Origin of the sequence: Catenovulum sediminis (assembly GCF_007289895.1) — a bacterium.
Classification (GTDB): Bacteria; Pseudomonadota; Gammaproteobacteria; order Enterobacterales; family Alteromonadaceae; genus Catenovulum; species Catenovulum sediminis.
Genome location: NZ_CP041660.1, coordinates 4,021,122 through 4,042,426, shown reverse-complemented (window position 1 = coordinate 4,042,426; position 21,305 = coordinate 4,021,122). Strand labels below are relative to the sequence as shown.

General features: G+C 39.9%; 22 protein-coding genes and 1 pseudogene. 16 read left to right on the top strand and 7 right to left on the bottom strand.

Annotation, left to right across the window (positions count from 1 at the left end; genetic code table 11):
- Window positions 1-136: 136 nt before the first annotated feature.
- Window positions 137-1,441 (bottom strand): alkaline phosphatase, encoded by a 1,305-nt coding sequence (locus FNT16_RS17270; RefSeq protein ID WP_246072273.1) that lies wholly within the window; start codon window positions 1,439-1,441, stop codon window positions 137-139.
- A 343-nt stretch (window positions 1,442-1,784) separates the two neighbouring features.
- On the opposite strand from FNT16_RS17270, the gene FNT16_RS20430 reads away from it, so the two are divergent.
- Window positions 1,785-1,925 carry a hypothetical protein gene (locus tag FNT16_RS20430; RefSeq protein WP_185976633.1) on the top strand — a complete coding sequence of 47 codons (141 nt, stop codon included), beginning with the start codon at window positions 1,785-1,787 and terminating at the stop codon, window positions 1,923-1,925.
- Window positions 1,926-2,268: 343 nt separating this feature from the next.
- On the opposite strand, the gene FNT16_RS17265 is transcribed toward FNT16_RS20430, so the two are convergent.
- From FNT16_RS17265 to FNT16_RS17250, 4 genes are all read right to left on the bottom strand, one after another.
- A complete protein-coding gene (locus FNT16_RS17265) occupies window positions 2,269-3,897 on the bottom strand; it encodes an AmpG family muropeptide MFS transporter (protein ID WP_221935038.1) in 1,629 nt (542 codons plus the stop codon).
- A gap of 92 nt (window positions 3,898-3,989) precedes the next feature.
- Window positions 3,990-4,313 (bottom strand): hypothetical protein, encoded by a 324-nt coding sequence (locus FNT16_RS17260; protein WP_143872755.1) that lies wholly within the window; start codon window positions 4,311-4,313, stop codon window positions 3,990-3,992.
- A gap of 47 nt (window positions 4,314-4,360) precedes the next feature.
- Window positions 4,361-4,951 (bottom strand): peptidylprolyl isomerase, encoded by a 591-nt coding sequence (locus FNT16_RS17255; RefSeq protein ID WP_143872754.1) that lies wholly within the window; start codon window positions 4,949-4,951, stop codon window positions 4,361-4,363.
- A 22-nt stretch (window positions 4,952-4,973) separates the two neighbouring features.
- Window positions 4,974-6,098: a methyltransferase gene (locus FNT16_RS17250; protein ID WP_185976632.1), complete on the bottom strand. Its 1,125-nt coding sequence runs from the start codon at window positions 6,096-6,098 to the stop codon at window positions 4,974-4,976.
- A 273-nt stretch (window positions 6,099-6,371) separates the two neighbouring features.
- On the opposite strand from FNT16_RS17250, the gene FNT16_RS17245 reads away from it, so the two are divergent.
- The 15 genes from FNT16_RS17245 (at window position 6,372) to dinB (ending at window position 20,120) form a co-directional block, all read left to right on the top strand.
- The gene (locus FNT16_RS17245) at window positions 6,372-6,827 is read left to right on the top strand and encodes an alpha-ketoglutarate-dependent dioxygenase AlkB family protein (RefSeq protein ID WP_246072271.1); all 456 of its coding nucleotides are present in this window, start codon (window positions 6,372-6,374) and stop codon (window positions 6,825-6,827) included.
- Between the two features lie 61 nt (window positions 6,828-6,888).
- Window positions 6,889-7,212 carry a BolA family protein gene (locus FNT16_RS17240; RefSeq protein WP_143872752.1) on the top strand — a complete coding sequence of 108 codons (324 nt, stop codon included), beginning with the start codon at window positions 6,889-6,891 and terminating at the stop codon, window positions 7,210-7,212.
- Between the two features lie 86 nt (window positions 7,213-7,298).
- Window positions 7,299-7,808: a TRAP transporter small permease subunit gene (locus tag FNT16_RS17235; RefSeq protein WP_143872751.1), complete on the top strand. Its 510-nt coding sequence runs from the start codon at window positions 7,299-7,301 to the stop codon at window positions 7,806-7,808.
- Window positions 7,808-9,187, top strand: coding sequence for a TRAP transporter large permease (locus FNT16_RS17230; protein ID WP_143872750.1), 1,380 nt, complete (start codon window positions 7,808-7,810; stop codon window positions 9,185-9,187). Before FNT16_RS17235 ends, FNT16_RS17230 begins: the two co-directional genes overlap by 1 nt.
- A gap of 20 nt (window positions 9,188-9,207) precedes the next feature.
- Window positions 9,208-10,320 carry a TRAP transporter substrate-binding protein gene (locus FNT16_RS17225; RefSeq protein ID WP_143872749.1) on the top strand — a complete coding sequence of 371 codons (1,113 nt, stop codon included), beginning with the start codon at window positions 9,208-9,210 and terminating at the stop codon, window positions 10,318-10,320.
- A 29-nt stretch (window positions 10,321-10,349) separates the two neighbouring features.
- A complete protein-coding gene (gene fabV, locus FNT16_RS17220; RefSeq protein WP_143872748.1) occupies window positions 10,350-11,537 on the top strand; it encodes an enoyl-ACP reductase FabV in 1,188 nt (395 codons plus the stop codon).
- Between the two features lie 309 nt (window positions 11,538-11,846).
- The gene (locus tag FNT16_RS17215) at window positions 11,847-13,181 is read left to right on the top strand and encodes a Na(+)-translocating NADH-quinone reductase subunit A (RefSeq protein ID WP_143872747.1); all 1,335 of its coding nucleotides are present in this window, start codon (window positions 11,847-11,849) and stop codon (window positions 13,179-13,181) included.
- A gap of 1 nt (window position 13,182) precedes the next feature.
- On the top strand, window positions 13,183-14,388 hold the full coding sequence (locus FNT16_RS17210; RefSeq protein WP_143872746.1) for an NADH:ubiquinone reductase (Na(+)-transporting) subunit B: 1,206 nt from the start codon (window positions 13,183-13,185) through the stop codon (window positions 14,386-14,388).
- Window positions 14,381-15,160, top strand: coding sequence for a Na(+)-translocating NADH-quinone reductase subunit C (locus FNT16_RS17205; protein ID WP_143872745.1), 780 nt, complete (start codon window positions 14,381-14,383; stop codon window positions 15,158-15,160). The genes FNT16_RS17210 and FNT16_RS17205 overlap by 8 nt, the downstream gene beginning before the upstream one ends.
- Before the next feature lie 3 nt (window positions 15,161-15,163).
- A complete protein-coding gene (locus tag FNT16_RS17200) occupies window positions 15,164-15,790 on the top strand; it encodes an NADH:ubiquinone reductase (Na(+)-transporting) subunit D (protein WP_143872744.1) in 627 nt (208 codons plus the stop codon).
- A 9-nt stretch (window positions 15,791-15,799) separates the two neighbouring features.
- Window positions 15,800-16,408 carry an NADH:ubiquinone reductase (Na(+)-transporting) subunit E gene (nqrE, locus tag FNT16_RS17195; RefSeq protein WP_143872743.1) on the top strand — a complete coding sequence of 203 codons (609 nt, stop codon included), beginning with the start codon at window positions 15,800-15,802 and terminating at the stop codon, window positions 16,406-16,408.
- A 26-nt stretch (window positions 16,409-16,434) separates the two neighbouring features.
- Complete coding sequence (gene nqrF, locus FNT16_RS17190) at window positions 16,435-17,661, top strand: NADH:ubiquinone reductase (Na(+)-transporting) subunit F (protein WP_143872742.1); 1,227 nt, start codon at window positions 16,435-16,437, stop codon at window positions 17,659-17,661.
- A 15-nt stretch (window positions 17,662-17,676) separates the two neighbouring features.
- Entirely contained in the window at window positions 17,677-18,699 is a 1,023-nt protein-coding gene (locus FNT16_RS17185; RefSeq protein WP_143872741.1) for an FAD:protein FMN transferase, read from the top strand.
- A gap of 11 nt (window positions 18,700-18,710) precedes the next feature.
- On the top strand, window positions 18,711-18,923 hold the full coding sequence (gene nqrM, locus FNT16_RS17180) for a (Na+)-NQR maturation NqrM (protein ID WP_143872740.1): 213 nt from the start codon (window positions 18,711-18,713) through the stop codon (window positions 18,921-18,923).
- A 129-nt stretch (window positions 18,924-19,052) separates the two neighbouring features.
- Window positions 19,053-20,120 (top strand): DNA polymerase IV, encoded by a 1,068-nt coding sequence (gene dinB, locus FNT16_RS17175; RefSeq protein WP_143872739.1) that lies wholly within the window; start codon window positions 19,053-19,055, stop codon window positions 20,118-20,120.
- A gap of 8 nt (window positions 20,121-20,128) precedes the next feature.
- On the opposite strand, the gene FNT16_RS17170 is transcribed toward dinB, so the two are convergent.
- Window positions 20,129-20,605: a DUF4426 domain-containing protein gene (locus FNT16_RS17170; protein WP_185976631.1), complete on the bottom strand. Its 477-nt coding sequence runs from the start codon at window positions 20,603-20,605 to the stop codon at window positions 20,129-20,131.
- A 149-nt stretch (window positions 20,606-20,754) separates the two neighbouring features.
- A pseudogene (locus tag FNT16_RS17165) lies at window positions 20,755-21,293 on the bottom strand (YggT family protein).
- Window positions 21,294-21,305 lie beyond the last annotated feature (12 nt).

Genomic DNA, 21,305 nt, shown 5'->3' with positions numbered 1-21,305 from the left:
ATAGGGAAGAAAATAAACTCGTTTAATGAGTGGCTTAGGGCTTTTAACGGGTTATAAATAGATATTGTTTATCACAACGGCAGACATAAAATTGGTTTAATTTTGCACGCGTATGTGCGATTTCTCGCACATACATCTAACGGCTAAGCAAATAAAACAATTTTTCGGCGATCTGTGTATTGTCTTGAAAACCATAAAATAACCTTGCATCAGCACCCGCTGCGAGTACTGGGACATCAGCGGCGGTGTGCCCACCTGAAGTCCAGCCAGTTAAACTATACTGATTGATTACTTTACGAGCAAAATTTACATATTTGTTTTGCTCACCGGATTGTATTGATGTTAACTCAGCGCGCGCTTCTTCACTTAACTCTATTTGAGTTAACGCATACCAAGTGTTAATAGGTGATTCACTACTTGCCAATTTTTTGCCCAGTGTAGGTAAACTGTGGCGCACATTATTTATGACTTGTGGGTTCCAATTATATTCGCCATCAGCCCCTATACTGAGCCCTCCGGTTTCATGGTCAGCGGTCACCACCAATAAGGTATCTGGATTTGAAAGTACAAACTGATGTGCAATTTCTATAGCGCGGGCAAAATCGTGCATTTCTGCTAGTGCACAGGCAATATCATTGGCATGCCCACACCAGTCTATTTGACTGGCTTCAATAAGCATAAAAAAACCATTTTGCTTTGTTGTTGGATTTGCCAGCAAATTTAGCGCGTGCCGTGTCATTAAGGCCAAACGGTTTTGTTGAGAATCTAATGCATACTCGAAGCCTTTGTCGTGAAAAACCCCGAGCGCGGGCAATTTATTCAAGTTTTGCAATTTATTAAAGTCAGTTTCGAGCTGATAACCTAATTTGGTGAATTCTTGTAGTAAGTTTCTGTCCTGACGTTGTAAATATGTTAGGCCTCCGGCTAATACCAGATCAGCTAAGGGCTTATTTTGCCACTGATTATCGTAAAGTTGATCGGCAATTTGATTATATTCGTTACGCTGTTTCTGATGTGCATAAAAGCTCGCTGGTGTTGCATGGGTAATATCTGAAGTTGCCAGCAAAGCAGTACTTTTGTTGCGCTTTTTTGCTTCTATTAGCAAGGTATGCAAAGGTTGGTGCTGATGATCAACCGCTATAGCGCCATTGTAGGTTTTTATTGTTGTGGCTAATGCAGTTGCGCCAGCAGCAGAGTCTGTTACGAAAGTATCATCATCTGGGTATGTCATTGCATTTCCAACCCATAGCTTATCCAAAATGGTGCTATTAATGGTGTGGTTTGGTTGTTGCGCAATCCAATAGCGGTAAGCTGTTAAGTAATTTGCGCCCATGCCATCACCAATCATATATATGATGTTTTTGGAGGAGTTTTCCTTCGCATTGATAGATGCAATAAAACTGAGTAAAGAGCAAACCACTATAAGTATTGTTTTAATCACAAATTGTCCTAGTACCTGTTAAAGTAACTGCATTATTCAGAAAAAAAGGCTGATAAACAAGCGAAAACCGGCTTGATGATAAAGAAGTGAGCATTCTCTGTTACCCTTGTAGGACATTGGCTATTTAAAGATACGGATATAAAATCCCGACTTTAACCATGTGGATGATTTATGGATAAAATAACCAAGTAAAAAACTGATATTTATGAGTTGATTAACCTTGAGGTTGTTCAAATATTAAGCTAATATGAGTCTCGTTCATTTGTTGATTGTTCGATCGGCTGTGGATAAAGTTGTAACTTAACAATAATAATAAGCGTTAACTAAATTTTGGTGTGAAGTGATGAGTTCTAATGCACGTGGAATAAAATTAACTACAGTAGCTTTTGCCGTTTTAATTATGGCTGTTTCAGCTATGTTTAATTCAGCGACTGCGGATAATAGTCATGGCCAACAAGTTGTGGATGAACAACCTGCTAAATAGCTACTAAATAGCTACTAATTAGCTTCTAATTAGCTACTGAATCGTTAAGTATTGCAAATAGGCGAATAATATAAAAACCCACTGCATATTAATGTATGCGTGGGTTTTTTGTCTTTTATTCGATGCGGGTTAGAAAGTACATTAGGCTGAAAAAACCGAGCACTACAAAGTTTAACCAGAAAATGATGATAAACCCTTTTTTTCCCTGTTCTAACGTCCAATTGTTTTTTCTTAAATATAGCCAATATAAGCCGAATGTAATTAACGGCAATAGTGCAAAAAGTCTAATCATATTTATACTCTGTCGAATCTGAATAAGGTAAATATTATTAACTTATTTCGATTAATGTTTTAGTTCAGAATTCTGAATCAAACGGTTAATTGGTTTACGTATCGCATACAAAAACAACAAACTTGGGACGACCATAACTGAAGTTAGAATAAAAAACAGCGCCCAGTTGCCATCTAACCAATCAACCAATACACCTGAATACGAGCCTAGCATAACTCTGCCAAAAGTGCCTAATGAGGCCATTAGCGCATATTGACTTGCAGTGAAAGACTTATTACATAGTACAGACAGCAAAGCCACAAAAGCGACAGAGCCCCATGCAGACGTAAAACCGTCTATCAGTACGGTAAACGCAAACAGCGCTTTATTAGGACCGACCACCGCCATTAACGCAAACAATAAATTACTGGCTGACATAGCAATGCCACCAATAAATAAACCTTTGAGTATGCCATACCGGATAGTGAAGATACTGCCTATCAGTGAAAAAACAATGGTTACGCCCCAATTAATGAGCTTAGAATAATAGGCGATGTCGGTATTGCTAAATCCAACTTCACGATAGAAGACAATCGACATGCGACCTAAATACGCTTCGCCCAGCTTAAACAAAAATATAAACAGCAAAATAGATATTGCAAGTTTGCTACCATTTCGCTCAAAAAACTCTTGGATTGGAGCAACCATAGTGGTTAATAACCAAGCTAATAAGCGATTGAGGGGGGAATGAGAGGGCGCTTTAAAAACCGTACTTGGGGAACCATAGAGCGTGTTTTCTATTTCGCTATTCCGAGTTATTTTACGATTTAAATCAACTAATAATTTTACAAATACACTCAGAAGAATGAAACAAAGTAGGCTAACAGATGTAAATTGGTACCCTTGGCTGATTTCAGCTGGCCAATATGGATAACCAATATTGGCATATAGAATGAGCAAAATAATGGCCGGCAATAATAACAGGATGAATAATCGACGTGGGCCATAACCCGTTAAACCTTGCAAGTATTGACTTTCTATTTGGGCGTGGACCGCTTGGCGTTCGGCTTGCGGTTCTTTAGCCAATAAAACGGTTATCATAAGTGCAATCATAACGATGCTCAGTACTAAATACACAGCGGGCCAATTCCATTCCGGGCGGTCAACTAAAATAAAAGGGATACTGCCAAGCCCGGCATAACCAGTCCACCAACCCGATGTTGCCATTGCAGAACCCGCAGTCATATAATTACTGTCATGGTTTTGCAATAGGTCAATTCGATATGCATCTATTGCAATATCTTGTGTTGCACCTGCTATCGCAATCAGCAATCCAAACAATGCCATGGTTGCCAAGTCTTGATTGGCATTAAGGTGAGAAACCAGATAAGTTAATAAAACAATGCATAGTTGGGTGGTCAATATCCAGCTTCGTCGCTGGCCGAAAAATCGACCTAAAACTGCTATCCTGATTCGATCAACGAAGGGTGACCATAAAAAATTGATGCTATATGCTACGAAGATCAGGCCAAATAAACCAATACTGGAGCGTGATAAGCCGTCATCTTTAAGCCAGCCACTCATCGCAGAGCCAATCAAAACCCAAGGAAACCCGCTGGCAACTCCGAGAAAAAATACTGTTAATAACCGAGGATCTTTGAAATAGGAGAGGGTGTTCTTAAAAGAATGCGTAGAAACCATATTGATAGACTTTGAATTTGTTATTTTCTAAGCCTATCAAACTCATGGCGTAAGGAGAAGAAATGCTTACGATTGAATTAACATAAATAGGGTTAAGGACGGATGCCAATGCAATCCATTGGAAAACCGCCTTGATCACAAATAAAATTAGCGCAAATGTTCAATTCGTCTATTAATAACGAGTCAGTTTGCAGAGTGTCCTGAGGCCAAAAGCTCACTTGGTGAATCAAATGCCAGAATACTCGTTCTTTTTCTGAGTACGCCTCATTTTTTTGAATAGTGACTTGTCCCCATTCTTCTAATGTATCCCAGACAAACATATCTAGCTCGCTGTACTCGACTTGGCGAGCGAGAAAAGCTCGCACATAGTGTGCAAGTTGTTTCGATTTTAACTCAACAAATTGATTTACTCTCACAGGCTACTGCTCAAATATACTTATCATTTTTTCAGTATAGACGGCAATTAGCTTCTCGGTAACAAAGTTGCAGTTTTTATTAAAATGGCGTTAATTGGCACATCTGCCGAACCAAAATCAGTACTATAGTGGGTTTCGACTTGCGCTATCTTTTCTAACACCTCTTCACCCGATTCAACATAGCCAAATACTGTGTAACCCCAGTCCCGGCCTGGGTTTAAGTTGTTATTATCTTGCATATTAAAAAAGAATTGACGTACAGCCGAGTGTGGGTCACTCATGCGTGCCATCGCAATTGTCATCCGGTCATTTGTTAGCCCATTACCACTTTCATTAAAAATAGCTTCTCCCACCATTTTTTCATTATATTCAGCGTCATATCCACCGCCTTGGACAACAAAATTTGGGATGACACGGTGAAATACTGTGTCGTTATACTCGCCTTTTACAACATAAGTTAAAAAGTTGGCAACGGTTATAGGGGCTTTTCTTCGGTTTAATTCAACAATAATATCGCCCATCGTGGTTTCAAACTTTACTCGGGGATATAAGTTAGATTCTTGCGTATCTAACTTGTTAGCCAGTGCTGGCTGGCAAATCAACAAAGAAAATAAAAATAAAGAAAGTAACTTTTGCATTGTTCAGCTCCTGAGGTCTCAATTACTTGATGGTGCTTAATATAACAAATTTGTCATTTTGGTTGATAAAATTCACATCACCGAAAATAGATTGCAATTGATTTTTATATCCAAGGTGAGCATTACCCACGATACGCAATTCACCGCCATTTTTTAGTACGCGCTTTGCGTCACTAAACATTTGCATAGCAATATGTGTCGTAATGGCTTTTTGTTGGTGGAAAGGTGGGTTGCATACAATAATATCCGCGCTGTTGTCTGCAAATCCTGTTAAACAATCATTCAAATAGAATTCGGATTTAGCGCTGATTGTATCATTTAGCAGGTTTTTTTTGGCTGATTCTATCGCCATGTAAGATTCGTCTACTAAAATAATATTCGCTGGTTTTTGCTGTGCAATGGCTGTGCTAATAACGCCATTACCACACGCTAAATCAATCACGTTTTTGCCGTTACAATCCGGTAAATTGGCCATTAAAAAGGCAGCACCCTGATCTAATTGGCTTCTGGAAAATACATTGGGTGCATTATAAATTGCTGTGTTGTCAGATGTTTGCCAGTTTTTCCAGTATTGGTAAGAAGAGTAAGGACTTTTTTGCTTATTTAATGCGCTAATTGTGCGAGATTTTTTATGTGCAAGACTGACATCTACATTTTTGAAATAACGGTTAAATAGTTTAACCACAGATTTGTTGATGTCTGTTGCTTTGGCTGCTGCAATAAGGGTTAAATCCGCTGGGCCGTGTGTATGCAGATAGGCCAATTGAGACTCAAGAAAATCTAAATTTTTGGGTATTTTTAATAAATAGACATCCGCTTCATTTATGTCTTGCAGGGCATATACAGTGTTATTTATTGGGGCGATGTTGTTTGTTTGTGCATTGGCGGCCAACGCAAGGTGACTAATATGCGAATCATTAAAAAACTGTGGTTGATAGGCATTTAATGCAAGCGTAATCATACCAAAGTTATCATTCAGAGTGACAACACGCACCGACTCAGTGAGGTTAAACTCAGTTATGAAACGTTCGACCAATAAAGCATCAGCGCTGTCCCAGGCTTGTAACGATGAGCTTATTTCTTGTTTGGGAAAGCGCCAAAGGGTCAGCGATTGATTGTTAATGTTACAAAGGTGGTTATTTTGCACTGAGTTTCTCATCTGATAAATCAAAAGCCGTATTTTATCATATATTCTGGGGTTCACGTTTGTCTTCGTTTGTTTATCCGATTAAAATTAATTTCTATGCATATATTTAATAGTTTTATCTATTCTGTTGTCGCCAATGTCTGAAATTCAGCCTCAACATATTAACCTCCCAAACTCAGAGTTATATTATTACCCTAATTTATTGGAGCAGGGGTCGCACAGCAATGGTATCAATGGCTTTATCATTCACTTAACTGGCGTCAGGAAAGTTTGGTGGTGTATGGTAAAGCGCATAAAATTCCCAGATTACAGGCATTTTGCGGAGATAGTCATTTTTCGTACAGTTATTCCGGTAAAAAATTTAAAAGTGAAATTTGGCCACAAGGCGTTAAACAACTTGCTGAGTTAGCAACACAAACATGTGGGGCTGCTTTTAACTCCGTGCTTGCAAATTTATATCGTGACGGCAAAGATTGTATGGGATGGCACGCTGATGATGAAGCTGAGTTGGGAAAAGCGCCTGTGATCGCTTCTTTTAGTTTTGGTCAACCCCGTATTTTTAAACTAAAACATCGTTTAAGTGCTCAGCAGTACGATATCGAGCTCAGCAATGGAAGTTTGTTAATTATGGCAGGATGTACCCAGGAATTCTGGTATCATTCGCTACCTAAAAGACTAAAGCTTGATAAAGGCCGAATTAATTTAACTTTTAGATATATACATACGTAAAGCGTGTTTTTCCGCAACTTTGGTATACCTTTAACACCGCACACAATAAACAGAGCGTTTTATGAACACATTAGATCAGAAAATTCAGCAAAAACTACTAAATACTTTCGAACCAACTGTATTAGATGTGCAAAACGAAAGCCACATGCATAGTGGGACAGCGACTGATTCACATTATAAAGTCATTATCGTTAGCAGGCTTTTTGAGGGGCAACGGTTGATAACCAGACACCGCAGTGTCAATCAATGTTTGGCACAAGAGCTTGAAGGGCCTGTGCATGCTTTGGCAATCCACACTTATACAGAAGATGAATGGGAAGCGCAGCAAGGTCGGGTACCATTATCGCCAAATTGTATGGGCGGGAGCAAGTCTGACAAGTCATAAGGGACTTGTATTTGTCTGACAACTTGGGTCTAATTGCGCGCAAAATATTGACTCGTTAATACACCTTAAAAAACGAATTTAGATAAATGAATATAATAAAAATAGCTGATTCGCTCGAATGCTTTGCTGAAAAACTAGGAAGATGCGTATCTTGGTTTTGTCCCCTGATTGTATTGTTGATGACAGCTATTGTTGTGCTCAGATACGGCTTTTCTTTTGGTTCTATCGCGATGCAAGAAATCGTTTTGTATTTCCATTCTGCAATTTTTTTACTTGGCGCAGGGTATACGCTAAAACATAACGAACATGTTCGAGTGGACGTTTTTTATCATCGATTTTCTGTTGTTACTAAAGCTTGGGTTTCAATATTGGGTTTTTTCTTGTTGTTATTGCCGTTTATGATTTGTGTGTTTTATTTGGCTTTACCCTTTGTTACTGATAGCTGGCAAATTCTAGAGGGCTCATCAGACGCCGGTGGATTGCAGTTTGTGTATATTTTTAAAACCCTAATTTTAGGCTTTTGTATTACTTTGTTGGCGCAAGGGGTTGCAGAAGTACTAAGAGCAACAGCTCAAATTATGAAGGGGAATAGATAATGGATTACTTGTCTATTTTACTCTTTATCAGCGTTTGTATTGTATTGTTGTCTGGTTATCCGGTAGCCATTGCGCTGGCAGGTACGGCGCTCTCATTCGCTGGGTTAGGTTATGTATTTGGGGTATTCGATGGCGCGTTTATGCATGCATTACCCAGTCGAATCTTTGGCATTATGAATAACCAAACCTTATTAGCTGTGCCTTTGTTTGTCTTTATGGGGGTGACATTAGAACGCTCAAAAATTGCGGAGTCTTTATTGCTTGCAATCTCTCAATTATTTTCCAAATTTAGAGGTGGTTTAGCGTTTGCCGTTATTTTTGTCGGTGCTTTGCTAGCTGCGAGTACCGGAATTGTGGGTGCGACGGTTGTCACTATGGGGTTGTTGTCTTTGCCGGCAATGCTTAAGCAAAAATACTCTCCAGCCATTGCAACAGGTACGATATGTGCGGTTGGCACACTTGGACAAATTATTCCGCCCTCAATCGCTTTAGTTTTGTTAGGCGATGTGATTTCAAATGCCTTTCAACAGGCACAGTTAGATATGGGAATTTTTTCGCCTGAATCTGTATCGGTTGGCGATCTATTTGTCGGCGCAATTATCCCCGGCATTATGCTGGTGATGCTGTATATGTTGTATATATTAGCAATTGCATTTTTTAAGCCAGAACTATTACCTAAAATTGATTTAAAACAGCAAGATAGACCCGATATTAGAACGCTGGTTGGTGCAATTTTACCGCCGTTGGTGCTGATATTTGTTGTTTTGGGTTCAATTTTATTTGGTTTTGCGACCCCAACAGAAGCGGCCGCTATAGGCGCTTTTGGTGCACTGTTACTCGCCGCTTTTAAAGGTGGATTAAATCTTGAGAATATTAAAGCTATTAATCAGGCGACGGTTCGATGTACCAGTATGGTGTTTTTGATACTTATCGGCGCTTCGTTATTCTCACTTGTTTTCCGTGGTTTAGGTGGAGAAGAGCTCATTCACCAATTGTTTAATGGTTTGCCCGGTGGATTGTTTACGGCAACATTGTTGGTTATGCTGATTATCTTCTTGTTAGGCTTTATCTTAGATTTTATTGAAATTACTTTTGTTGTCGTGCCGATTGTTGCGCCTGTTTTATTGGCAATGGGCTTGGATCCTGTGTGGTTGGGTATTATGATCGCGCTTAACTTGCAAACTTCGTTTTTAACACCACCCTTTGGTTTTGCATTATTTTATTTAAGAGGTGTGGCACCTAAAACCGTTAAAACTACTCAGATATATAAAGGGGTTATGCCGTTTATCCTGATTCAACTATTGGTTTTAATTGCACTTGCCATATGGCCAGAGTTGTCAACTTGGCTACCAAAACAAGTATTTGAAGTGGAATATTAATAAAAACAGGGTTATTACTAATGATTACAAGATTATTATTGTGTTTTGTTGCGCTAGGCTTGGCAGCTTGCGGCGAGCAAAAAAGTACAGCTGAACAGGCTGTGGAGCAACAAAGTTTTAAGTGGAAAATGGTCACAACCTGGCCGAAAAATTTTCCAGGTTTAGGTACAATCCCCGAAGATTTTGCTAAAAATGTTGAGCAAATGTCAGGCGGAAGGTTAAGCATAAGTGTTTATGGTGCAGGCGAGATGGTACCTGCGCTACAAACATTTGACGCAGTCAAAAGTGGCGCTGCACAAATCGGCCATGGTGCTGCTTATTATTGGAAAGGAAAAATCCCGGCTGCACCTTTATTTACGACCATTCCTTTTGGTATGAATGCGCAAGAAACTAATGCGTGGTTTTATCATGGTGGTGGGCTGCAATTGTGGCAAAAGCTTTATGAACCATTTGGTTTAGTTCCTTATCCCGGTGGGAACACGGGGGTCCAAATGGCCGGCTGGTTTCAAAAAGAAATTAATAGCTTAGATGATATTAAAGGCTTAAAAATGCGTATACCAGGCTTAGCCGGTGAGGTTATCGCAGATTTGGGCGGTATCCCAGTGCAACTGCCCGGTGGCGAGTTATACAGTGCAATGCAAAGTGGTGCCATTGATGCTGCTGACTGGGTCGGCCCATATAATGATTTAGCTTTTGGTTTGTATAAAACAGCGCCTTATTATTACGTGACTGGTTGGCAAGAGCCGGGGGCTGCATTGGAGTTTATTATTAATCAACAAGCCTTATCTTCGCTACCGGAAGATTTAAAAAAGATTGTTGAAATTGCAATAGAAGCGGCAAATGCAAATATGTTAGCGTTGTACACAGCTAAGAATAATCAAGCGCTACAAAGTTTAAAAGAAAAAGGTGTGCAGATTAGAAAATTCCCGACAGAAGTTATTGAAGCGCTTAAAGCATCTAGTCAGAAAGTGGTTAAACAATTGGTAGCCTCTGATCCTCAGGCGCAGGAAATATTTTCTTCTTATGCTTCATTTTTGCAACAGGCTGCGGAATATCATGAATTAACCGAGTTAGATTATTATAAAAACCGCAGGGGCTTAAACTGGCAAGACAGTGCAACTGCAACCGAATAGTTAACACAATAAAGAATAGGAATTTAGATATGGTTATCAAACCAAAAGTTCGTGGTTTTATTTGTACCAATGCTCATCCAACGGGTTGTGCTGCGAATGTTCAAAGGCAAATAGACTATGTTAAAGCACAACCCAAAGTAGAAGATGCACCTAAAAATGTATTGGTGATTGGTTCTTCGACCGGTTATGGTTTGGCTTCACGTATCACGGCTGCATTTGGTGGCGGCGCCAGTACTTTAGGTATCTTTTTTGAAAAACCAGCCACAGAGCGCAAAACTGCGACCGCCGGTTGGTATAATACTGCTGCTTTTCAGGCTGCTGCAGAAAAAGAAGGTTTGTGGTCTAAAAATATCAATGGTGATGCTTTTTCTGATGAGATTAAACAACAAGCTATTGAGTTAATTAAAGCGGAAATGGGTAAAATTGATCTGGTTGTGTATAGTTTAGCATCTCCGCGTCGTAAGCATCCAAAAACAGGTGAGTTAATATCCTCTACTTTAAAGCCGATTGAAAAAGCGTATACAGCTAAAAACCTTAACACAGATAAATTGGTAATTGAGGATGTTACCGTTGAACCTGCGTCACAAGAGGAAATCGACAATACAGTTGCTGTAATGGGTGGTGAAGATTGGCAAATGTGGATTGATGCATTGGTTGAAGCTGATGTATTGGCAGAAGGTGTAAAAACAGTTGCCTATACATATTTAGGTGACAAGCTAACGTGGCCAATTTACGGCGATGCGACCATTGGTCAAGCTAAAGAGCATTTATATCAAACCAGCCGCCAAATGACAGAAAATACACTAAGCAAGCTAAATGGCGAAGCGTCAATTGGGGTATTAAAAGCTTTAGTGACTCAGGCCAGCTCTGCTATCCCAATTATGCCTTTGTATATCTCACTATTGTACAAAGTGATGAAAGAAGAAGGGACCCATGAAGGGTGTATCGAACAAGCATATCGTTTGTTTACCCAAGGTTTATATAGCTCAGAGCCTTTGTTAGATGAAGCGGGACGTTACAGAATGGACCTGCCTGAACTAAACAAAGAAACTCAAGAAAAAATAGAAAAGTTATGGCCACAGGTAACCAGCGACAATATATTTGAATTGACTGACTACAAGTCATACAACGAGGAGTTTTTAAAGCTTTTCGGCTTTGGCTTTGAAGAAGTTGATTATGATGCAGATGTTAGCCCAATAGCTGATTTTGATGCATAGTTAAATATGACTCGTAAAAGGCTCCGTCGGAGCCTTTTATGTTGTGTTGGCTAAAAATCAAGCAGTTTTTGGTCAAATGTTTTTTATTTCAAATTGTCAATCATAAAAATTTCACCTAATCTCAATCAATTCCTTATTTTTCGTGGATACATGTTGCAAAACAATGTTAAAATCCGCGGGTTTAAATATTAAGTATAAAATTCAGCAGCGGATGACCTATTTTCGTTTTGAGATTCACTCAAGCGAAATGCGCAAAGCGAACAAAATTCAAATTTTCGTTTTAAACCTTTAAATACAAGTGCAATGAGTATGATAACTATCAAGAAAGGCTTGGATGTTCCTGTAGCGGGAACTCCACAACAAGCAATATCGAACGGCAAGCCCGTTACTAAAGTTGCTATCCTTGGTGAAGAATACCTCGGCATGCGTCCTACCATGCACGTTCGTGTCGACGACGTGGTTAAAAAAGGACAGATTCTTTTTGAGGATAAAAAGAATCCCGGCGTAAAATTCACTGCACCAGCAGCAGGGGTAGTTAAAGAAATCAACCGTGGTGCTAAACGCGTATTACAGTCAGTTGTAATCGAAGTTCAGGGCGACGAAAAAGTTGAGTTTGCAAAGTATAGCGTTGAGCAACTTGCTTCACTAGAGCGTCAACAAATTGTTGATAATCTAGTTGAGTCTGGTTTGTGGAATGCATTACGCACTCGACCTTTCAGCAAAACCCCCGCCATTGACAGCACTCCTTCATCTATTTTTGTTACTGCAATTGATACTAATCCACTGGCTGCAGATCCTGCAGTTGTGATTAAAGGTCAAGAGGAAGATTTCAAAAATGGTTTAACATTATTGGCTAAATTGGCGCCAAAATTATTCTTGTGTAAAGCTCCTGGGGCTGAAATTCCAACTATTTCAGAAGCAGAAGTACATGAGTTTAAAGGTGGTCATCCTGCTGGATTGGTGGGTACGCATATTCACTTTTTAGATCCAGTCAGCATGGAAAAAACAGTTTGGCACATTGGCTATCAAGATGTTATTGCTTTTGGTCAGTTGTTTGTTACAGGTGACTTGCCAGTTTCTCGCGTTGTCGCGTTAGCTGGGCCTAGTGTAAAAGAGCCAAAACTGATTCGAACCTTAGTCGGCGCGTCGATTGAAGAGTTGACAGACGGTGAACTAGAAAGCGGTGAATTACGTATTATATCAGGTTCTGTGTTGGCCGGCCGTGCAGCTGCGGGTGTACATGGATATTTGGGACGTTATGTAAACCAAATTTCTGTAATACCTGAAGGTCGTGAAAAAGAGCTTTTTGGTTGGGTTATGCCAGGTTCAGACATGTTTTCTGTTACCCGTGCGTATTTGTCACACCTTACACCTAAAAAGTTATTCAATTTTACAACCACTACGCGTGGTTCAGACCGAGCAATGGTTCCAATTGGTAACTATGAGCGCGTAATGCCATTAGATATCTTACCAACATTATTGTTGCGTGATTTAATCTCTGGCGATGTCGACTCGGCTCAGGCTTTAGGTTGTCTGGAACTAGACGAAGAAGATTTAGCTTTATGTACCTTCGTATGTCCTGGCAAATACGACTATGGTTCGATTTTGCGTGAACGATTAACGCAAATCGAGAAGGAGGGCTAAGATGGGTTTAAAAGCTTATTTAGAGAATATTGAACCTCATTTTGAAAAAGGTGGTAAATACGAAAAATGGTATGCGCTATATGAAGCGGCCGCAACTATTTTTTATACCCCGGGTTTAGTTACCAAAGGTACAACTCACGTTCGTGATAGTATTGATTTGAAACGTATCATGATCCTTGTTTGGATGATGACTTTCCCTGCTATGTTTTATGGTATGTACAACATTGGTCTACAAGCTGACGCAGCTTTATCCGCTGGTGGTACATTAGCAGAAGGTTGGAGAACTGCTTTATTTAGCGCTTTAGGTGGTGAATTAGGCACAGACGCCAGTGGTTGGGGCAGCAAAATGTTATACGGTGCAATGTTTTTTGTACCTATTTATGCTGTTACTTTTATCGTTGGTGGTTTCTGGGAAGTCTTATTTGCTTCGATTCGTAAACACGAAGTGAATGAAGGGTTCTTCGTAACTTCTGTTTTATTCGCACTTATTTTACCTGCGACCATTCCATTATGGCAGGTTGCGTTAGGTATCACTTTTGGTGTGGTCATTGGTAAAGAAGTGTTTGGTGGAACAGGCCGTAACTTCTTAAACCCAGCTTTAGCGGGTCGAGCATTCTTGTTCTTTGCATACCCTGCACAAATTTCTGGTGATGCAGTATGGGTTGCTGCTGATGGATTTTCTGGTGCAACCTTATTAAGCCAAGCGTATTCAGGTAACCTAGATTATGGTATCACTGCACAGTGGTGGGATGCTTTCTACGGTAATATCGCCGGTTCTATGGGTGAAGTCTCTACACTGATGATTTTGTTGGGCGGTTTTGCGTTGATTTATTTCCGCATTGCATCTTGGAGAATCGTTGCTGGTACGTTTATCGGTATGGTGTTGTTCAGTACCTTGTTTAATCTAATCGGTAGTGAAACGAATCCTTTATTTGCGATGCCTTGGTATTGGCATTTAGTCTTGGGTGGATTTGCCTTCGGTATGATGTTTATGGCGACTGACCCAGTATCGGCTTCATTTACGAATCAAGGTAAATTTGCATACGGTATATTAATTGGTTTCATGGTGGTGATGATTCGTGTTGTTAACCCAGCCTATCCAGAAGGTATGATGTTAGCCATCTTGTTTGCTAACGTATTCGCACCTTTATTTGACCACTTTGTCGTGCAAGCAAACATCAAGCGGAGGTTAGCACGTAATGTCTAAAGGAAACGATTCAATCAGTAAAACGCTGACGGTTGTAATTTCGTTATGTTTAGTGTGCGCAATTATTGTTGCAGGCTCTGCCGTTGCATTGCGTCCACAACAGGAAGCGAATAAAGCGCTTGATAAGCAAAAGAATATCTTATTGGCTGCTGGTTTATTACCTGCTGAAGCAAGCCCATCTGATATTCAAAGTCGCTATAAAGATTTAATTGAAGCAAAGGTTGTTAATCTAGAAACTGGCGAATATGTAGAAGGTATTGATGCTGATGAGTTTGATCAACGCGCTGCGTCAAAAGATCCTGCCACTTCAATCGATTTAACTCAAGATCAGGATGTTGCCAGTATTAAGCGACGTTCAAATAAAGCGGTTGTGTATTTAGCCAGCAATGAAGCCGGAGAATTTACCAGCTATGTCTTGCCTGTTCATGGTTATGGATTATGGTCAACTATGTATGCTTTCGTCGCGTTAAAGCCGGATGCAAATACCATTATCAATCTTAACTACTATGAACAAGGTGAAACACCTGGGTTAGGTGCAGAAATCGAAAACCCAAAATGGAAATCATTATGGGTTGGCAAAAAACTGTTTAATGACCAAGGCGAAATGGCAATTGAAATTGTTAAAGGTGAAGCGCCTAAAGGTACTGAGCATAAAATTGATGGATTATCTGGTGCGACATTAACCAGTAACGGCGTTCAGTATACTTTTGACTTCTGGATGGGTGAGTTAGGTTTCGGTAACTACCTTAAAAAGCAGCGTCAAGGAGCATAATTCATGGCTAAAAATAGCGAAGCTCAAAAGGTTCTATTTGGACCAATTTTCGCAAACAACCCAATTGCCTTACAGGTATTAGGGGTTTGTTCAGCGCTAGCGGTTACCAGTAAAATGGAAACCACTGTGGTTATGTGTATTGCACTAACCTTTGTAACAGCTTTTTCAAGTCTGTTTATCTCAATTATTCGTAACCATATACCTTCTAGCGTTCGTATTATCGTGCAAATGACGATAATCGCTTCTTTGGTAATTGTGGTTGACCAACTGTTGAAAGCTTACGCTTATGACATCGCGAAACAATTGTCGGTATTCGTTGGTTTGATTATCACCAACTGTATCGTAATGGGTCGTGCCGAAGCTTATGCGATGAAGAGTCCGCCATTTATGAGTTTCTTAGATGGTATTGGTAATGGTTTAGGTTATAGCGTCGTGTTAATAACTGTTGGTGTTATCCGTGAGTTATTTGGTTCAGGTAGCTTGTTCGGTTATGAAATTTTACCATTGGTTGCAAATGGCGGTTGGTATCAACCTATGGGCTTATTGTTAATGCCACCAAGTGCTTTCTTCATCATTGGTTTATTCATCTGGGTTTTACGTACGTTCCGTAAAGAACAGATTGAGAAATAAGAGGGTAAAATGGAACAGTATATTAGTTTGTTTATTCGCTCGGTTTTCATTGAAAACTTAGCTTTATCCTTCTTCTTGGGAATGTGTACCTTTTTGGCCGTTTCGAAGAAAGTAACAACTGCATTTGGTTTAGGTGTTGCGGTTATAGTGGTATTGGGTATTTCAGTACCGGTTAACCAAGTTGTTTATTCTAACTTATTAGCGCCGGGTGCTTTAGCTTGGGCTGGATTTCCGGACGCTGACTTAAGCTTCCTAAAATTCTTAACCTTTATTGGTGTGATTGCAGCACTTGTACAAATTTTGGAAATGTCTTTAGATAAATATTTCCCTGCTTTGTATAACGCATTAGGTATTTTCTTACCATTGATTACAGTTAACTGTGCAATCTTTGGTGGTGTTGCCTTTATGGTTGAGAAAAATTACAACTTTACCGAAAGTGTTGTATTTGGTTTAGGTAGTGGTGTTGGTTGGGCATTAGCTATTACTGCATTAGCGGCTGTACGTGAAAAATTAAAATACGCAGATATTCCACATGGTTTACGTGGATTGGGTATTACTTTCATCTCAGTTGGCCTGATTGGTTTAGGCTTTATGTCATTCTCTGGCGTGTCTTTATAATTCCAGAGCAAATAGAGGAATAAACCGTGCAAGAAATTATATTAGGCGTTGCAATGTTTACAGCTATGGTGCTTGCACTTGTAGCTATAATCTTGTTTGCCAAATCAAAATTAGTAAGCAGTGGCGAAGTCACTATTTTAATCAATGATGATCCAGACAAAGCAATTAAAGCGACACCTGGTTCTAAATTGTTGGGTGCACTAGCAGATGCTGGCATCTTCGTATCATCCGCTTGTGGTGGTGGTGGTTCTTGTGGTCAATGTCGAGTCGATGTTAAAGAAGGCGGTGGTGATATCCTACCGACTGAATTAGACCATATCACTAAGGGTGAAGCACGCGAAGGTTGTCGTTTGTCATGTCAGGTTGCAATTAAAAATGACATGAAAATCGAATTGGAAGAAGAGATTTTTGGTATTAAAAAATGGGAATGTGAAGTTATTTCTAATGATAACAAAGCAACTTTCATTAAAGAGCTTAAGCTTAAAATACCAGATGGTGAATCTGTTCCGTTCCGTGCAGGTGGTTATATTCAGATTGAAGCGCCAGCGCACCATGTTAAGTATGCTGACTTTGATATCCCTGAAGAATATCGTCCTGATTGGGAGCGTTTTGGTTTCTTCAAACTAGAATCTAAGGTTGACGAAGAAACAATTCGTGCATACTCAATGGCTAACTATCCAGAAGAGTTTGGCATTATTATGTTGAACGTGCGTATTGCGACACCACCACCTAATAACTTGTCATTGCCTTGCGGTAAAATGTCTTCGTACATTTGGAGCTTGAAAGAAGGTGACAAGGTTATGATTTCAGGTCCGTTTGGTGAGTTCTTCGCTAAAGACACGGATGCAGAAATGGTGTTCGTTGGTGGTGGTGCGGGTATGGCGCCAATGCGTTCACATATCTTTGATCAATTACGCCGATTAAAATCTAAGCGTAAAATGTCTTTCTGGTATGGTGCGCGTTCTAAACGTGAAATGTTCTATGTTGAAGATTTCGACATGCTGGCAGAAGAAAACGATAATTTCGAATGGCATGTTGCATTATCAGATCCACAACCTGAAGATAACTGGACAGGTTATACTGGGTTCATTCACAACGTACTTTATGAAAACTATCTTAAAGATCATGAAGCACCTGAAGATTGTGAATTCTACATGTGTGGTCCACCAATGATGAACGCAGCTGTAATCGGTTTGCTGAAAGATTTGGGTGTAGAAGATGAAAACATCTTATTAGATGACTTTGGCGGATAATCGGTTTTTTATTCGATGAAGCATATCTATTCAATCTGGCTAGCCCTTCTGGGGCTAGCCTTTTTTGTTTCCTGTAGTCAACAAAATAACGATGAACTGGACACTGTTTTACTGCAAGGTAAAACAATGGGGACCAGCTATCAGGTTAAGTTTGTGGCTAAAAAGTCGATTATTGAGCAACACAACTTTTATCGTGAAGTTGAAAAAGTCCTCAAAGATGTCAATGACAAGATGTCGACCTATCAAAAAGACTCTGAACTGAGCCGATTTAACCAATATCAGGGCACAGACGGTTTTACCGTATCAGCAGACACAGCGAGCGTTGTTAAAGCTGCATTGGCGCTTGGCAAACTTACGGAAGGTGCACTCGATGTAACGGTCGGGCCTTTGGTTAACTTATGGGGTTTTGGTCCAAATGCGCGTCCTGAAAATATACCCAGTGCAGAAAAACTTTCTGAAATAAGAAATACGATAGGCTTAGACAAGTTAAGAGTAAGTGATAGCCAGCTATTTAAAAGTAATGCAAACCTGTATGTCGACTTGTCTGCAATCGCCAAAGGGTTCGGCGTTGACAAGATTGCTGCACTGCTTGAACAAAAAGGCGTTGACGCGTACATGGTTGAAATTGGCGGTGAAATGCGCTTAAAAGGAAAAAAACAAGAGGGTAGTGACTGGCTAATTGCGATTGAAAAGCCAGTTTCTATAGAGCGCGCTGTACAACAGGTGATCGCGCCCGGTGATAATGCTTTAGCGACATCTGGTGATTATCGCAATTATTACGAAAGGGATGGTATCCGTTATTCACATACAATCGACCCAATAACAGGCAAGCCAATTAGTCACAAACTTGTTTCAGTGTCTGTGATTGCAGATACTTGTATGCAGGCCGATGCATTGGCAACTGCACTGAACGTTATGGGGCCTGAAAAAGCGCTTAGCTTTGCACAACAACAAAGACTCGCGGTTTATTTAGTGATAAAATCCGAGTCAGGTTTTGATGTTCAGTACACCGAGTACTTTGAACGCTATATGAGATGAGTTGACTGGTTATGACATTATTTTTATTGGTTTTTGCCGCATTTTTAATTATTGTTGGTGCGATGTCTGTTGGTTATATTTTCCAGAAAAAAGCTATTTCTGGTAGTTGTGGTGGATTGGGCAGTGTCGGCATTGATAAGGTGTGCGATTGTGATAATCCATGCGATAAACGCAAAGCAAAAATGAAGCGTGAGCAAATGTTGAACGAAAACAGAATTATCTAGTTTTCAATTTTACCTCGGAACCTATACATATATTTGCACAAAACCCGCTGCGGCGGGTTTTTGCTTTTCTTGCGGTTTAAAAAAATGCTGGTAAACTTTAACTAACTATATTTATATACAGTGTTTGTTGTGCGCAAAATTATTCATATTGATATGGATTGTTTTTTTGCCGCCGTTGAAATGCGGGAAAATCCAGAGCTAAAAGACATCCCTATTGCAGTCGGTGGTCGAGCTGACAGACGAGGTGTTATTGCAACCTGTAATTACCCTGCAAGAACATACGGTGTCCGCTCTGCAATGGCGACCAGTTATGCTTTGAAACTGTGCCCTGTGTTAAAAATTGTTCCCGGTAATATGGATTTGTACAAATCAATTTCAAGGCAAATACAGCAAATTTTTAACCGTTATACTGAGCTTATCGAGCCATTGTCGCTAGATGAAGCTTACCTTGATGTGACGGATTCAAAACTTTATTGTGGCAGCGCAACGCTGATAGCCAACGCAATCAGGCGGGATATTTTTAACGAAACCGGCTTAACGGCGTCCGCAGGTGTTGCACCAAATAAATTTTTAGCCAAAATCGCCAGTGAAGAAAATAAACCCAATGGGATTTATGTTGTATCGCCAGATCGTATTAAAGATTTTGTAGCCTGTATGGCTTTACAAAAGTTACATGGGGTAGGTAAAGCCACATTAGAAAAGTTACATGCGTTAAATCTCTATACAACTGAAGATATCCGTAACGCTGACCCGCAATTTCTCTTTGAAAAGTTTGGCCGCTTTGCAGAAGGTTTGATCAGGCGAAGCCATGGACAAGACGATCGGCCAGTTGAAACCCAGCGGATTCGAAAATCGATTGGCGTAGAGCATACTTATGCCAAAGATTTAACTGAATACACGCAGGGCGCGGAGAAACTAGCTGATTTATATAACGAGCTAGGCAATCGATTTTCCCGTATTTCAGAGCAGTATAAGGTTGTAAAGCTTGGCGTAAAACTTAAGTTTAATGATTTTAACCAAACCACAATGGAAACCACATGTCAGCTTCAAAGTTTTGAAGTGTTTAGCCGCTTGTTACAGCAAGTGTGGCAAGAAAGGGCGCGTGGACGAAAAGTTAGGTTGCTGGGTTTATCTTATATGCTCGAGCCTATACAAGATGCATACAGGCCCGAACAACTGAGTTTGAATTTTGCTTGAAGCTAGGATTAATCAACCCACATTTTTTGCTGAAATTGAAAGCTTTTTGCTATACCTGTTTTAGGATCCGTTAAGCGGATAAAAAACCTAAAGGTTTCTTCATTCGAATGGCGAATTTGCGCTAAATAATAAATTGCATCCCCTTCATCGACTTGTTTGAAATCTAACTCTTTTCGATGACCGACAAGGTTCTGAGCATAACCTGAAACGGCAATATTCATCGGCTTTTTACTCATATCGGTATCCAGCACACTTATATTGATTACGCCATTATTACCGCGTCTATCGATACCTACAGCTTTAGCGGTCGCGGGTTGAATAAAGGTTGAAGGAAACGCAATATGATGAATTTCCCAATTGTCTAATACAGTGAGGTTAGGGTTCTCGTTTGCGTAGACTGCGATTGAAATTAAAGAAGTTAAAGCGGATAAAAGCCAAAAGCTTAATGTAATGCATTTTCTGCGGTATAAATTAGGCGTAAGCATATCACAGCCCCTTTTTTGTTTGCTCATGCGTTATGATTTCTGCGTTATTATTTCATTGCTGGATAGCTTTACTATAGCCGTTTCACAACCAGCGAAAAGCCTGGTTGTGAATTTTTGTTAGGGTTATTAGCCGTCTTGTACACAAAGCGCTACATAACGCCAAATAAATCACCTAGAAGTATTTTTATAAACTGAATTGCAATAATCGCAAGCAATACAGATAAATCTAAACCACCCATCGGGGTAATAAATTTCTAATTGGGCGTAAAAAAGGTTCAGTTAACTGCATCATGATTAATTCAGCGGGGTTGTGACCTTGGCTAAACCAGCTCAGAATCGCTCGAATAATTAAAATCCAAAATGCCAGTGTCAAAAATTCATTAATGACCGCAACTAACGAAATAATTGAAATTGCAATCGGGTTTAAAGCCCCATTTAACATCAAACTTAAGACAACATATTTAGCCGCGGCCACTAAAAATGCTAATAGCAGCGCAGCGATATTCCACTGGCCTTTTGAAGGGAGAAACGTTTGTAAGGGCAATAGTAAAGGATTAGTCAGCTTTACTATTGTCTGGCTAACTGGGTTGTAAAAGTCAGCGCGTGCCGCCTGTAGCCAAAATCGCAGGACAACAGCCATCAAAGCCAATCCAAATAGAACTTCGATAAGAAAACCTAATGCATTCATTGTAATCTTCCA

Coding starts and splice junctions, on each gene's coding strand:
- FNT16_RS20430 (WP_185976633.1), top strand. CDS start 1,785: ATGAGTTCTAATGCACGTGGAATAAAATTAACTACAGTAGCTTTTGCC.
- FNT16_RS17265 (WP_221935038.1), bottom strand. CDS start 3,897: ATGGTTTCTACGCATTCTTTTAAGAACACCCTCTCCTATTTCAAAGAT.
- FNT16_RS17255 (WP_143872754.1), bottom strand. CDS start 4,951: ATGCAAAAGTTACTTTCTTTATTTTTATTTTCTTTGTTGATTTGCCAG.
- FNT16_RS17240 (WP_143872752.1), top strand. CDS start 6,889: ATGAACACATTAGATCAGAAAATTCAGCAAAAACTACTAAATACTTTC.
- FNT16_RS17235 (WP_143872751.1), top strand. CDS start 7,299: ATGAATATAATAAAAATAGCTGATTCGCTCGAATGCTTTGCTGAAAAA.
- FNT16_RS17230 (WP_143872750.1), top strand. CDS start 7,808: ATGGATTACTTGTCTATTTTACTCTTTATCAGCGTTTGTATTGTATTG.
- FNT16_RS17225 (WP_143872749.1), top strand. CDS start 9,208: ATGATTACAAGATTATTATTGTGTTTTGTTGCGCTAGGCTTGGCAGCT.
- fabV (WP_143872748.1), top strand. CDS start 10,350: ATGGTTATCAAACCAAAAGTTCGTGGTTTTATTTGTACCAATGCTCAT.
- FNT16_RS17215 (WP_143872747.1), top strand. CDS start 11,847: ATGATAACTATCAAGAAAGGCTTGGATGTTCCTGTAGCGGGAACTCCA.
- FNT16_RS17210 (WP_143872746.1), top strand. CDS start 13,183: ATGGGTTTAAAAGCTTATTTAGAGAATATTGAACCTCATTTTGAAAAA.
- FNT16_RS17205 (WP_143872745.1), top strand. CDS start 14,381: ATGTCTAAAGGAAACGATTCAATCAGTAAAACGCTGACGGTTGTAATT.
- FNT16_RS17200 (WP_143872744.1), top strand. CDS start 15,164: ATGGCTAAAAATAGCGAAGCTCAAAAGGTTCTATTTGGACCAATTTTC.
- nqrE (WP_143872743.1), top strand. CDS start 15,800: ATGGAACAGTATATTAGTTTGTTTATTCGCTCGGTTTTCATTGAAAAC.
- FNT16_RS17185 (WP_143872741.1), top strand. CDS start 17,677: ATGAAGCATATCTATTCAATCTGGCTAGCCCTTCTGGGGCTAGCCTTT.
- nqrM (WP_143872740.1), top strand. CDS start 18,711: ATGACATTATTTTTATTGGTTTTTGCCGCATTTTTAATTATTGTTGGT.
- FNT16_RS17170 (WP_185976631.1), bottom strand. CDS start 20,605: ATGCTTACGCCTAATTTATACCGCAGAAAATGCATTACATTAAGCTTT.